Source organism: Paenibacillus antarcticus, from assembly GCF_001637225.1.
Taxonomy (GTDB): domain Bacteria; phylum Bacillota; class Bacilli; order Paenibacillales; family Paenibacillaceae; genus Paenibacillus_AQ; species Paenibacillus_AQ antarcticus.
On sequence record NZ_LVJI01000002.1, the window covers coordinates 1 to 14,667 of the forward strand.

11 protein-coding genes are annotated in these 14,667 nt (G+C 38.9%); 9 read left to right on the plus strand and 2 right to left on the minus strand.

The features are described from left to right. Nucleotides 1–183 precede the first annotated feature (183 nt). Nucleotides 184–1,344 (minus strand): asparaginase, encoded by a 1,161-nt coding sequence (locus PBAT_RS02950; RefSeq protein WP_068646403.1) that lies wholly within the window; start codon nt 1,342–1,344, stop codon nt 184–186. A gap of 395 nt (nt 1,345–1,739) precedes the next feature. Between PBAT_RS02950 and PBAT_RS02955 the strand changes: the two genes are divergently transcribed. From PBAT_RS02955 to PBAT_RS02980, 6 genes are all read left to right on the plus strand, one after another. Continuing rightward, complete coding sequence (locus PBAT_RS02955) at nt 1,740–4,301, plus strand: winged helix-turn-helix domain-containing protein (RefSeq protein WP_068646405.1); 2,562 nt, start codon at nt 1,740–1,742, stop codon at nt 4,299–4,301. 152 nt (nt 4,302–4,453) lie between these two features. Continuing rightward, nucleotides 4,454–5,128, plus strand: coding sequence for a GGDEF domain-containing protein (locus PBAT_RS02960; protein WP_068646407.1), 675 nt, complete (start codon nt 4,454–4,456; stop codon nt 5,126–5,128). A gap of 56 nt (nt 5,129–5,184) precedes the next feature. Then, nucleotides 5,185–6,192: an HD-GYP domain-containing protein gene (locus PBAT_RS02965; RefSeq protein ID WP_246168472.1), complete on the plus strand. Its 1,008-nt coding sequence runs from the start codon at nt 5,185–5,187 to the stop codon at nt 6,190–6,192. A gap of 160 nt (nt 6,193–6,352) precedes the next feature. Continuing rightward, nucleotides 6,353–6,796, plus strand: a complete 444-nt coding sequence (locus tag PBAT_RS02970) for a DUF1801 domain-containing protein (RefSeq protein ID WP_068646409.1) — start codon at nt 6,353–6,355, stop codon at nt 6,794–6,796. Between the two features lie 17 nt (nt 6,797–6,813). Continuing rightward, complete coding sequence (locus PBAT_RS02975) at nt 6,814–7,290, plus strand: GNAT family N-acetyltransferase (protein WP_068646411.1); 477 nt, start codon at nt 6,814–6,816, stop codon at nt 7,288–7,290. A 252-nt stretch (nt 7,291–7,542) separates the two neighbouring features. After that, nucleotides 7,543–8,460: a DegV family protein gene (locus PBAT_RS02980; protein WP_068646413.1), complete on the plus strand. Its 918-nt coding sequence runs from the start codon at nt 7,543–7,545 to the stop codon at nt 8,458–8,460. Nucleotides 8,461–8,508: 48 nt separating this feature from the next. On the opposite strand, the gene PBAT_RS02985 is transcribed toward PBAT_RS02980, so the two are convergent. After that, entirely contained in the window at nt 8,509–10,425 is a 1,917-nt protein-coding gene (locus PBAT_RS02985; protein WP_068646415.1) for a beta-N-acetylhexosaminidase, read from the minus strand. Between the two features lie 215 nt (nt 10,426–10,640). On the opposite strand from PBAT_RS02985, the gene PBAT_RS02990 reads away from it, so the two are divergent. The 3 genes from PBAT_RS02990 to PBAT_RS03000 are packed head-to-tail and all read left to right on the plus strand — an operon-like array spanning nt 10,641 to nt 14,242. Further along, nucleotides 10,641–11,072, plus strand: a complete 432-nt coding sequence (locus PBAT_RS02990) for a MarR family winged helix-turn-helix transcriptional regulator (RefSeq protein ID WP_068646417.1) — start codon at nt 10,641–10,643, stop codon at nt 11,070–11,072. A gap of 3 nt (nt 11,073–11,075) precedes the next feature. Continuing rightward, nucleotides 11,076–11,780, plus strand: a complete 705-nt coding sequence (locus PBAT_RS02995; RefSeq protein ID WP_068646418.1) for an ABC transporter ATP-binding protein — start codon at nt 11,076–11,078, stop codon at nt 11,778–11,780. A gap of 2 nt (nt 11,781–11,782) precedes the next feature. Beyond that, complete coding sequence (locus tag PBAT_RS03000; RefSeq protein ID WP_211267813.1) at nt 11,783–14,242, plus strand: ABC transporter permease; 2,460 nt, start codon at nt 11,783–11,785, stop codon at nt 14,240–14,242. Nucleotides 14,243–14,667: the final 425 nt, after the last annotated feature.

Sequence of the window (14,667 nt, forward strand, 5' to 3'; positions counted from 1 at the left end):
AGAATAAGATCATTCCTTAAGCAAGGCGCAAATCGAGAAGATAGCTGTGAGTGTAGCGAAACTGAAGTAATAACACTAAAAAGCTGCACCAACGAATTCGTTGGTGCAGCTTTTTAGGCTTTAAATTGATTGGGATGTTCTACCTTGGTAAGTAATAATCTTGATTTAACAATGTGATTTCGATTATTTCGTTGGAATGTTAACTTGGCCAGATCCGTAAGTATCAAACCATCCTTGGATCGTTTTGAAATCTTTACTAAATGAAAGGCTTAGCTGTAGTAGTATGCGAGCATGTGCAGCGTTTAAGCTGTCTCCTGCAATAATACCATCACCGGATGAGTAGCTACTGCCCGAACCTGTACGAGTTGTGGATACGAAGATAACTCCTTTTTCTTTAATAGCTTTCGTGCGAGCTTCTCCAATGGCTTTGGAAACACCACCAGCTCCTGTTCCCGCAGTAACAATACCTTTAGCACCGTCCTGGACAAATCCGTTGATCGCTCCAGCTCCAGCCTCCTGATAAGAATAAGCTATTTCCACCTTCGCCATATTGCTACTCTTGATCGTTCTAAGATCGAAAGGTGTTGCCCATTTATCGGCACTTAGAAGTGCTCTAGAATTAGCGCGATACATACGAATGTTCTTCTCATCGATATATCCCAACATACCCATCATAGGCGTTTCAAATGTATCCACTCGCGTTGCATTGGTTTTGGTGACATCTCTTGCGGCATGAATCTCATCATTAAGCATCACGACTGTTCCGTAATATTTCGTTTTTCCACTTGCAGCTAACTTGATAGCATTGTATAGATTAGCTTGTGCGTCACTTCCGATAACTGTCCAAGGGCGCATGGAACCTGTTACCACAACTGGTTTGGCGCTGCGTACTGTAAGGTCAAGGAAATATGCGATTTCTTCCATCGTATCTGTACCTGTTGTCACGACTACCGCATCCTGTGTTTCGAGTATTTGATCCACTTTTAAAGAAAGACTAGATAATTGTTGCATCGTATAGGAACTAGAACCGGCATTACCAAATTGAAAGCTTGATACATCAGCGATTTGGTCTTTATTAGGGAGTGCTTTTACCATATCCTCCATTAATAACGTACCGGCTCTGTAATTCTGGAAGCTTGTTTCATCCACAGATTTACCTGCGATAGTTCCACCTGTTGCAATCACTTGTACCTTAGGAAGTTTAGGAGCTGATTCAGCAGATACAATGGCTTCGGCAGCATAAGCATGTGAATTAGGTAACACGGTAATTGTTGAAAAGAGAGCTGTAAAAGCTAGACTAGCTGCAAAAGTGGTTTTCAGTGCTGTTGACTTTGATAGTTTCATAATGTTACCCCCAATAAAAGTATGTATTATCACCTATAATGTTAATTTATATAACACATTCGATGACTGATAACCAGATTATATCGACGAGATACACTGAAACGCAAATAGTGAATACGGTGATAAAACGCTTTAATAACTAGTATAGTTCCTAATATTGCCGAATTCGATTAAATACTAACTTTATTGAAAATAATAATAAATATTATAATTATTACTTTATGTGTTATGAAATATAACATTAAATGAATGTATCTAGTCTTGAAAGATAATTGGTAGAATTAGTCGAATATTGATACAATTATTGTGAGTTTGAGTGGGTATCCGAATTAATTATTCTATCTATTCATATATGAAATGCCTTCTTGGAACGTAAGAATACGGAGGAGTTATTAATGATTGTAAGTACAAAATTATATATACCCCATGTACGTAATTCATTGGTGTGTCGCCCGAGACTGATGAGCAAACTTGATGAAGGAAGATCAGCAAAGTTGACACTTGTTTCTGCACATGCTGGATATGGGAAAACAACAGCATTAAGTGAATGGGCGAAACAATGTAGTGAACCGGTGGCGTGGGTCTCGTTAGATAATCAAGATAATGATTGGATACGATTTTGGAGTTATATGACGACGTCCATCGAGATGAGAGTTCCGGGGTATGGTCAGCGTATTTTCCCTCTCCTTGAAAAAGGTACTTCGGTACAATATGAGCGTGTGATTTCGGAGATACTGAATGAACTGAATGCGTTATCAAGTGAACTGATCTTTATTCTCGATGATTTCCATTTGATAGAGCTACCTGCCATACATCATTCCTTTATTTATTTGATCGACCATTTGCCTCCACATATTCATATTTATATCGCAAGTCGTACGGATTTAATGATGCCTACTGCTCGACTTCTCGCGAGGGGCGAATTATTTCAAATCAACATACAGGATTTACGCTTTCAACTGGATGAAGGGCTTAATTTTTTTCATGATACAACGGATTTATTGCTTTCGAAGGAGCAAGTTACTGAACTTTTCAAGCAGACAGAGGGTTGGGTAACCGGAATGCAGTTGGCAGCGATTTCTCTGAAGCGTAGTGATAATATAGCTGAATCAATCCATCGATTTAGTGGTCAACATCATCATATCTCTGATTATTTATTAGAGGAAGTACTACGTCATCAATCCGAGTCCCTCCGAGAGTTCTTATTGAATACGTCCATATTAAATCGATTGAACCATTCGTTATGTCAGGCAGTAACGGGTCAATTGAACGCTCAGGAACAATTGGAGAAGTTAGAACAATTAAATTTGTTTATTATTCCTCTAGATGACAATAGAAATTGGTATAGATATCATCATTTGTTCTCAGAATTCTTACGTCGGGTATTATGGGAGTCAGATCCAGGACAATGGGAGCAAGCGCATATCCGTGCAGCATACTGGCTAGAGAATGCGGGATTTGATGAAGAAGCAGTTGAGCACTACTTAGAGGGAAAGCAGTATACCGATGTTGTTCGACTAATTGAGAAAAATCTGCATACCTTGATGCAATCCAAGAGTGTAACGTTGAATCGATGGGTGTCTGTGTTGCCGGACAACTCCTTTGCAGAGAAGCCGATGATCGAAATGTTCTATATATCTATATTACTAGGGGTAGGGGAATGGGAAGCTGCTTTTAGAAGGGTGAAACAAGCTGAGCTATGGTTCCAAGCATTACATGATAAATTGCCAGGGACGGAATGGAATCAGGTCATAGGTAACATTTACTTTTTTTGTGCGGTCACCTCGTATCTTCAGAAAGATCTGGTGCAAACTTCGGAATATTTTGAGTTGGTAGAACGATATATGCCTGAAGGTAGTTTATTTCAAACGATGGGACGTAATAGATTTCAAGGTTATGATTCGTTTGATGATCATTTGGCGTTTATTGACGATTTGCATGCGGCAGATACATTTCTCGTGAAGTGGATTAAAGTATGGAAGAAAAAAAAGGTGTATCCTTTTATCGGTTACTTATATGCTTCTTACAGTAAATTGCTGTACGAGTGGAATCGGTTGGATGAGGCAGAGTTCTATGTCAATCAGGCGCTGGGACGTAAGGATATAGAACCCTTTGCTCGAATAGTTATACATAATACGATTAGTGCTGCACGGATTAAGCAAGCCAAAGGCGATCCTGATGGTGCACTAGCATTACTTACCAAGGTGAAGTCGCAGATTGACTCCCCTGATTATGAATTATTCATGGTGAAAATCGAAGCGGAAGAAGCTATTCATTCTCTGCAACAAGGCTCGTCGGAATATGCTTTAGATTGGATGGGAAGATATGAGATGGCGCATACCAATGAGGTTTCAATGGTTCGTGTGGCCGAGCATTTAGCTTTGGCTAGAGTGCTTGGAGAATGTGGACGAACGGAAGAAGCGCTAGATTTGTTGGAAAGATTGCATCTTTTATTGATGAAGGAAGATCGTCTACGGGATCGGATTAAGGTACTTATTCTGCAAAGTATGACGCTTCAGCGAGTAAGTCAAACGGAGCATGCGCTCGTTGCATTAGAAGGTGCACTACACTTGGGAGAACCGGAAGGTTACATTCGAAGTTTTATAGATGAAGGCCCTATGATGGGAGTGCTGTTATCTATTTATTTGAAGGATCAACAAACGAATAGTCGGTTGAGGAATCCTCTACAAGTATCCTTAACGTATGTGAAACAGCTACTTCAAGTCATGAATATCACACCGGAAGATGAGCTGTCGCTTAAAGAAATATTAACAGAACAAGAAACAAAGATCATAAGGTTGATAGGCAATGGATTATCGAACAAGGAAGTCGCCTATGACCTGAGCATTAAGGGTGAAACTGTAAAGTCGCATATAAAAAATGTGTACAGGAAGCTAAGAGTCAGTAACCGCGTACAAGCTTTACAACGAGCCAAGGAATTAAACATACTGGATTGATGGTATCCCCCAAACGGGGGATATTTTTATGTCGAAAAGATTGATAAAATTAAAGATATATTACGAATAGGCTCGGGGTTTGTCAGGTGTCCCATATGAACAGCTAGAGTTTAATTTTTAGTACATGAATATATAGGGGGTGGTTATTACACATGAAATATAAAGGACGCATCATATCCTTGGTTATTGTTGTTATGAGCGCGGTCGGGTTAATTGTCTATAACGACATAGTCAATGGTTACATAGATATCATGTATTTATTTGTTTCAGCGTTCTTCCTATTTCTAGGATGGAAGCTAGGCAAGCAATATGATAAGGTCAAATACCTTTCGGAAAAGGATTTGATGACGGGAAGCTACAATCGTCGATTCATGGTAGATAAATTCCCGAAATTGAAAAGTAGGTCGGATCGCAGAGCGCAGAAGCTTCTCATCTTTCTAATTGATGTAGACAATTTCAAATTAATAAATGTTCATTATGGACATACAACGGGCGATCGTGTGCTACAAATGATTGCAAATGCTCTTGAGAAAGAGTGCGGACATTTGGATTATTTAATTAGGTGGGGCGGCGATGAATTTGTATGTGTTTTCCCGTGTACAGAAGTATCAGAACTGAATGAGCGCTACCTTTCCCTCCACAATGGATTCAATAAATTATCATCTCGGATTTCAGTGAATGTATCTGCATCTATCGGACATGCAATCTATCCAGATGAGGGTGTGGAATTAAATGATCTTATTAAGATTGCTGATAAGAACATGTATAGAGGCAAACGATGCCGTAATAACCAGGATAACAAAAAGTTAGTCATTAATGGACACTAGGCAGAAAGTGTCACTATAAAGTGAAGGCAGTAAACATGGTTTGTGGGAGGGAATCAATGGCAATGGATAGCTTATTAGGTAGAACGATAAAAAATGATATTACGAATGCGCATGGGGTGTCTTTGATACCCGCGCTAACAAAAATTCAAGATGATCATATTAAGTTTTTGAGAAATCATATCATTGACCCCATTTCCATTTCATTCATATCAGACAATAAAAAAATATCTGACAATTCCATAAAAAAAGTTGTGAATACGTCGAAGACTATATTCCATTCCATTGAAGCGTCTGGAAAGATTCCATTAATGGAAATAAGGAAAGGCATTCTTCCGTTCGTTCAAGAAGCAGCTAATAACACTAATATTTTTCAACTATTTGATGTCGTAAAGGCAACAGATGAATATACATACCAGCACAATATCGGCGTGGGAATAATATCTACTTTAATTGGTAGGTGGCTACATTTATCTGAATCTGAAATCTCAATTTTGTCTCTTGCAGCTACGTTACACGATGTTGGAAAAGTTAAAGTACCGATTGAAATATTAAATAAACCAGGGAAATTAACGAATGATGAATTTGCGGTGATCAAAAAACATACGATTTATGGCTACGAGATTATGAAGGAGACGGTTGGTTTAAACCAACGAATTCCGTTAGTAGCACTGCAGCATCATGAGCGTAATGATGGTAAGGGATATCCTTTAGGGCTTAAAGGAGATAAAGTAGATTACTTTAGCAAAATTGTGGCTGTGGCTGATATTTTTCATGCAATGTCATCTAAACGCCCATATCACGATCCAATCCCATTTCATGAAATTGTAAGTCAAATGAGGAGAGGGATATTTGGGGAACTTGATCCTATCATTGTTTCTGTATTTCTAGATAACATTATGAAGCGAATGGTTGGAGAGAATGTTGTTTTGACAGATGGGCGAATGGGTGAGGTCGTATCATTGAATCCTCATAACATAGAGACACCGCTAATTAAAGTCGACGATGAATTTATTGATTTGAGTAAACGAAATGATATACAGATTCGAGTAATCAGTATTGTGTGATTATGTTGACCATACATGACTGCCGCGTTTGCGTGGCGGTTTCTTTATGTATATATGTACATGCTCTTTTATTGAAAGGTAATGTTGTTATAGCGTATTATGGACAAGAATCATATGATGACTTAAAGTTCGATGAATATTAGCATAAGGAGTGATGATTATGATGTATGATGCTAACTCACCAGAAGATTATATAAATCAGTTACCTGAGGATCGAAAGGCAGTCATTTCAGAATTAAGAAAGGTTATACTGGAGAGTCTTCCTGTAGGATTTAAAGAGACCATGAGTTACGGGTTCATCAGTTATGTGGTACCACATTCACTTTATCCTGCGGGGTATCATTGTAATCCCAAAGAACCATTACCATTTATGAGTATTGCTTCTCAGAAAAACTTAGTAGCTATTTATCACATGGGTGTATACGCAGATCAAGAGCTGTTAAATTGGTTCGTACAAGAGTATCCTAAACATATGAAGACGAAGCTCGATATGGGGAAAAGTTGTATTCGGTTTAAGAATATGAATCAAATACCATATGCTTTAATCGGAGAACTTAGTAAAAAAATAACGGTAGAACAATGGATTGAAAAATGCGATAAATAGCACAAAGGAGATCGAAAATGCCTAAGATTACTACAAAAACATTTGATGAAGACTTACAAACTGTCTTAGCTGAATTAACCTCTGGGTATCATTCTGGGGAATTGAGTAAGAAGGATATCTCGGAACTACCTGAAGAATTATATGTCATTGAAGATGACAATACGATGGTCGGGTATGCCGCGATTTGGGAATATAAAAGTGGGAAGCAGTTAGTCCAGAAGGCGGAACAAGATTATTTCAGTGATGATGAGAGATATCTACAAAAAGATTTCTATATAGATATTAAAAACAAATCAGATTTTATATTTATAGAAGCATTGGATGTATTGAAAGAATTTGAAGGTAATGGTTATGCGGCCTTCTTTATGGATTGGCTCAAAGAGAAATATCCTAATAAGAAAATGTATGTATATCCTATAACGACATCACGCAATTTCTGGTACAAGCAGCAGTTCGAGGTTGTTGGGGATACGATCTGGATGTCATTCAATTAAACAACAAGTGTGTACTTATTGTGTCTTTGATTGTTAAAGAACTGCTGATCTTTAGGGTCAGCAGTTCTTTTTTGTGTATAGTTGGTGAACGGGATAACTTGTAATTCGACAATAAGTGACAAGTTTCATTGACGCTAGGTAACGTATTAAGTTAGTCTATAGAAAATCAAGAATACTATAATTTAGATACAAAAATATAAGAGAAGTAGGGAACGAAATAACGCCCTACTTCTTTTTCTTTGGGGGACAAAGATGATTAAGATTATGGCTGACTCTACTTGTGATTTGATAGAAGAAATGATTGAGAAATATAACATCGGAATCGCACCATTAATGATAATGATAGACGGTCAAGAGTGTAGAGATAAGATTGATATACAGCCTGATGATTTCTATGCAATCCTAGGAAATTTAGAAGAAGCCCCTACGACGTCGATGCCAAACCCAACAGAATATTTGAATATCATAAATGAAGCAATAGAAGATGGATATACAGAGATACTATGTATTTGTATGTCGAGTGGCACAAGTGGATCCTTTCAATCCGCTGAAATAGCCAAAGAAACTTTTTTTGATGATCATCCGGACTCTTCTATTAAAATTCACGTCGTAGATTCCAGATCTATGAGTCATGGTAGTGGATGGCTAACGCTGAAATCTGCTATGTTGAGAGCGAATGGATGTACTTTTGAAGAATTAATACAATTCAATGAATCGTATAAAAATAATGTAAAACACTTTCTCTGTGTAGATGATCTAAATCATCTTATTAAGAGTGGTAGGCTTACCAATGCAAGCGCTCTAATAGGCAGGATTCTAAAAATCAAACCGATCATGTCTATGAGACAAGGCAAAGGGGCTATTGTAGCTAAGGAAAGAGGATTAAAAGGCGTATTAAACCATTATGTGAAAGAATTCAACCTACGAAATGATTGGGAAGTTACAGATTTCATTATTATAGGTTTCACTTCAGAGAGAACGATTGCTGAACACTTGATGGACAAGATCAGGGAAGAAACAGCATTTAAAGGTGAAATATTCATCATGCAAATGGGTGTAGCCGTAGGGACTCATGTGGGATTAGGCGCCGTGTCTATGTTCTTTATTGAGAAGGGACATAAGAGAGATGGACTGTTGATCAATGGAATTAATAAAATAAAACATAGATAAAAAGCGACGACCACTTGCCGATAGGAATCGGGAGTGGTCGTCATTTTGTTAAAATGGATTAATGATGTGGAAGAATACGTTCGGCGATGCCATTCTGTAGTAATAACTGCACCAACCGGCTCCTTTATTGGTGAATCGATTGGTTGTGCTATAGAGCAGGCGTTCTTGCTCAAGCTCTTCGATTCGATCGATTCTACCCTCAACATAATCAAGAATTCGATACGTTGCCGTGTCGAGTCGATTAACGACTCCTCCGTAACGAATGTCAATCACTTCCCACCCGAAAGGCTTGAACATACGTAGCCACTGACGACGATGAGCTATACGTAGCTCGCTTACAGCTTCAGAGATTGCGGGAAGCACTTCTGTCGCAATGCGTCGTAACGTCTCATTATCTAAGGTATCATAAGCTCGTTTTAACTCAATCCCAATCTCGCTCTTGCGCTTCAATACACCGCATAACTTCTCAGGTACTTCGAATAAATAATCCAGTTCAGCATCCTTGTTGCGTCGGTTACGTATATCTTGCTCAACCTGAACATAGTGCTCAGCCATATCCAATCCTTCGATCTGTTTGTCGAAGAGTCCTAGTAGCACATCCTGGTACAATAGGAACTTCGAAGGATTACTCTGCTTCTGGTTATTGGGCTCTGCACCCGGTGTTTCGTCCAAGTACTTCAGCTGTTGGAATGTATCGGCATCAATTCCTGTGCAGAACTTGACCCGTGCTGCTAAATGATCCTGATCCGGTTTCTCTTCTGAATATGCATGTTCTGCGTAGAGTTGTAAACCTAGCAGTGCAATGAAGGGATTACTTTCATTTCCGTCATCGCCCCACATCGTTGCATATACCTCGCGAATGCCTTCTTGTTTGCACACTTGTAACGCTGTGTCGGAAGCATTCAGAGACAAGCCGTAATTGACCCCAAATGTATTAAATATCCATACAGCCCCAGCAAACACTAGATTGTTACCAAGCTTCCGGTGCTTCGTGATCAAATTCTCGTATTCTTCTTTCTCCGTATGTACATAATCCCAATACACCATATCTACGTCTTTAGGAATCTTACGAGCCATTTCCTCAGGAATCTGTGTGTCTTTGTCGTAATACTCACTGCTATTCTCTGAAGCAAGCTTGAGGAACATATCGCTCCACATCATGGGTTTCAAGCCGCGATTACGAGCACAGTCAAGTACTTTCTCTAGATGTTCGGTCATGATGTCGAAGCGGCTTCTATAGCCGTTGTTGTCTAAATATTTCCCGCGACCGAGTTCCTCTGCTTCGTCCATACCAACATGGATTTTTCGACTACGGAACGGAGCACTGGCTGCATCGATCATTTTCTCAACCAACAGATCAGTTAAGTCTTCCCCAACAAGGAGTGCGCCTTTGGTATCTTTATAATTCGACACGGGCTGCCATTTCAGGAATTCTTCAAGATGAGCGAGCGTCTGAATGCTTGGGAAAGCTTCGATGCCGAATTGGTCAGCGTAATCGTCAATCTCTTTCAGTTCAGCGTGCGTATAACGGCCGCGCATATAGCCAAAATAAGCTTCACCTTCGATAGCATACGTGTCCTCCATATACAACATGACAGTGTTCAGTCCCATTAAAGCCATCTTATTCAGCATGAATTTGAAGCTATCTACTGTTAGTACTGCATTGCGAGATAAATCGAACATGGGTCCGATGGTATCGAACTGTTGTTTCTCACGAAGTTCGAACGTCTCACCACCAGAGCTATGCTGTAGGAGAAGACCAAGTCCGCGGAAAAATTGATGTTTCTGTCCATAATGTATGTATGCATGGTTCTGATTTAATCCAACTACCAGTTCATCCGCATTTGTCGATTGCACGACTTTAACAGTTAACCCGCCAGCGGCTTCGAAGAATCCTAGATCATGAGATAATGCTTGAATACCAGGCGTAAGCGTTGTTAGTTCTCCTTCAAAACATAATTTCATCTGTGTTTCCTCCTATGAGAAATATAATCCAACATTTAACAAGTATACCTTGAGTTTTACCCTAAGAATAGTGAAAAATCAGTTTTAGAAGGGATGATTATTGATTATTTATCTGGCTATATTGTAAAAAATTAGTTTGTGGATTATAGTGAACGGTGTTAACAGTAAATGGTATTTATTATTAATTATTTTTATTCATTATTGGAGGTTCATTTATGAAAGAAATGGAATTAAGAAACAATTTAATTGGATCTCTTGCTGGGTTGTATGAGATGAAAGCCTTCAGTCATCTTGCAGAATTCTTACAAGGGGAACTCCATTTGCTCTTTTTTTTATGTCAGAATAGTGATTCGGAAATTAATCCATCGATTCTCAGCGATAAACTTAATGTATCAAGGCCAAGAATTACGGCTGCTCTTTCAACCTTAAGAAAGAAGGGGTATGTCACAATGAAAATGGCAGAGGATGATAGGCGGAGAATGAGTGTCATGATAACACCAGAAGGAAAGTCGTTCGTAACGGAGAAGCAAGGCAATGTCGAGAGATACTTTGATATCCTTGTGGAAGGTTTGGGAGAAGTAAATGGAATGGAATTAATTCGATTGATAGAGCTGTCCATTGACACGATGAATAAAGGGGAGAAATAGCTTATGCGTAATTATGTGGAATTTGAAAATGTAAGTAAATTTTATCATATTGGTGAACAAAAGATTGCTGCTACAGATAATGTTAGCTTCTCCATTGAAGAGGGAGAATTTTGTGTCATTGTCGGCCCAAGTGGTGCAGGGAAAACAACTGTGCTGAATATGCTTGGCGGAATGGATTCATGTGATAGTGGTACGATTCGACTGGATGGTAGCGAAATAAGTGGCCTAAATGAAAAGCAATTAACAGAATACCGAAGACATGATGTAGGATTTGTATTTCAGTTCTATAATCTGGTGCAGAATTTAACGGCAGTAGAGAATGTTGAACTTGCCTCCGAAATTTGCCGAAACCCTCAGGATGCGAAGGAAGTGTTAGCGCAAGTAGGGTTATCGGAGCGTATGTTAAATTTCCCTGCGCAACTTTCAGGTGGTGAGCAACAGCGTGTATCCATTGCGAGAGCGTTAGCTAAAAATCCTAAGATTCTGTTATGTGACGAACCGACAGGTGCACTCGATTACAACACAGGTAAGAACATCTTACAACTCTTGCAAGATACTTGCCGTCAAACTGGCAAAACAGTCATTGTCATTACCCATAACCTAGCAATTACGCAAATGGCAGACCGTGTTATTCACTTTAAGAATGGAGCGGTATCCAACATGATAATTAACCCTGATCCTGTTCCCGTTGAAAGGATTGAGTGGTAGGCGTGAAAAAAACCTATATTAAGACGATAACCCGCGAAATTAAAGAGAGTTTTGGACGGTTTGTGGCTATCTTCGCCATCGTTGCTCTAGGTGTTGGATTTCTTGCGGGGCTGCTTGCAACAACGCCTGATATGCAAGCATCGGTTGATAAATATTATGATGACAGTCATATGGCTGATATTCATATTAAAGCTACCCTGGGATTAACAAATGCAGATATAGAAGTGATCTCCGCTATGGACGAGATAGATGAGGTTATGCCTGCGTATGTGACTGATTCATTAATGAAAACAAACAATAATGAGGTGTTGCCGACTCGGATATATGGGCTACCCCTGGATAAGTTAGATAACAATGAGGGTGGATTTATTAATGAATTAAAGCTAATTCAAGGCAGAATGCCGATGGCTAGTAATGAGGCAGTGGTAGAACAGAAGGGAAATTTTCTGTCTGAAATTGAGCTTGGGACTACAATGAGCGTATCTGAGGATAATGAAAATTACGGAAATGCTAGTGAAATATATAACACCACAGAGTATACCATAGTGGGTATTGTAAGTAATCCCCAATATTTATCCAAAGAAGCCGAAGCAAGTAAAATTGGTAACGGAAGAATTAGCGCAATGATGTATGTAGATGCAAGTAACTATAAGCTTGGTGCATACACAGATTTATTTATTACGGCTTTGGGTGTGTCTGATTTGAACACCTTTAAAGAGGAATATGATACACAAATGGAAGGAATCGTTACAAAGCTTGAAGAAATCGGTAAATCTCGTTCACAAGAAACACAGAAATGGTATGTTCTTGATCGTAACGCTAATGTTAGTTATGTTAGCTTTTCAATAAATGCTGAGAAGGTAGCATCAATTGCAACGGTATTTCCGATATTCTTTTTTCTTGTTGCTGCGCTTGTAGCTCTGACAACGATGACGCGTATGGTCGAAGAGGAACGAACACAAATAGGAACATTAAAAGCATTAGGATATAGCAAAGGTACGATCATGTTTAAATACTTGGTTTATTGCGGCCTTGCAACGGTGCTTGGGAGTATCGTAGGTTTACTTGTAGGATTTCGAGTGTTACCAAATATATTGTGGAATGCTTATGCATCGGGGTATCATTTACCTGATTTTATTGCAAATTTTAGTTGGGGGTTGGCCTTAATTTCATCGTTTCTGGCTATTGTTTGTACGATGATTGCGACGATATGGGCTTGCTATCATGCGCTCAAGGAAAAACCATCAAGTCTCATGCTGCCCCGTTCGCCTAAAGCAGGAAAACGTATTTTTCTTGAACGGATACCTTTTATATGGTCTCGCATGAAATTTACGTATAAGGCAACGGCTCGAAATCTTATCCGGTATAAGAAACATTTCTTTATGACGGTCGTTGGCATTGGGGGCTGTACGGCCCTGATCGTTACGGGGTTCGGCCTGCGTGATTCTGTAGGGGATATTGCAAACACACAATTTAATGAGATCTTTCAATATGGCCTACTTATCGAATTAAATGGGGATCATCATGTGGATCCGGTCGTGAATGAGTTTATCAATGATACGAAGAAGGTAGATAATTTCACGGAAGTCTCGAGTCAGACAGGATATGCGACGCGGAACAACGAAAGGTTTATGACGACTGTTTATGTTCCGAAGGAGCCAAATGTTCTCAAAGATTTTGTTAATTTGAGGAGTAGACAAAGTGGTGAATCGATCGTTACGGATAAGTCCTCTGTGATTGTTACAGAAATGCTTGCGTCCGCTTTAGGTATACTAAAGGGAGATACATTCACCCTTGAAAATGCTAATGGCGACACGGGTAAGTTCGTTCTTACAGGAATAGCTGAGAACTATGTAGGTAGTTATATATATCTTAATCAAGCAGATTATAACAATGCTTTTGGTGAAGCCATTTCATACAATACGTTGATGTTAAACACCAATATAGCCGACGATTTGCAGCAGGATGCGGCACTTACCAAGTTATTAACGAGTGACACAGTTTCGAGTGCAGCATTTGTATCACAAACCAAGAAATCGTATGATAATTTACTATCTAGCATTAACTTTGTTGTCTTTGCGCTTATTATGGCGGCTGGTGGGCTTGCTATCGTTGTTATATATAATCTTACTAATATAAATATCAGTGAACGTAGAAAAGAACTGGCCACATTAAAAGTGCTTGGGTTCCATAATAGAGAAGTTGGCGGTTATATATTTCGGGAGATTTTCATACTAAGTATATTCGGAACAGGTGTCGGACTGCTGCTCGGATTAGCGCTTCATGCATTTGTGGTAAGAACATCAGAAAGAACAGACTTAATGTTTGGTAGAAGTATTTCTGTCTCAAGTTTTATAGCATCTGCGGTAATCACGATGGTATTCTCATTTATTGTGCAGTTGATTTTGTATAGGAAGTTGAAGAAGATAGAAATGGTTGACTCTATGAAGGCAAGTGATTAATGCTTGTAATATAAATTAATAGCAACCCCTTTAAGTAGACTCTGTACAATCCCACAAATAATTATGGGAAAGAGTGCACTTGAAGGGGTTATTTGTCGTACTAAGTCTTAAGACCTAAAAATAATGTAGTATTTTGGTAGCGTTTAATATTTGTCTATGATAGTATAAAATCATTGTCTTTGGCTATTATACCCAAATTTATTACACCTAGGAAATTTTGAGAAATACATAAACTAAGACTAGATTACAGGAAATAATCCTGTAAATATATTGATAATCACTAGAAAATAGCAAATATACTTGTTGAATAGTGTACATCAGGAGTTTTTATGTTCACTGACATAGTGTATTGGCGGTATTTCACACTGAGAGAGTTGGGAAGGATCGCTTTCTTATGTTGATTCTTTAGGGATTTAATGGATGGC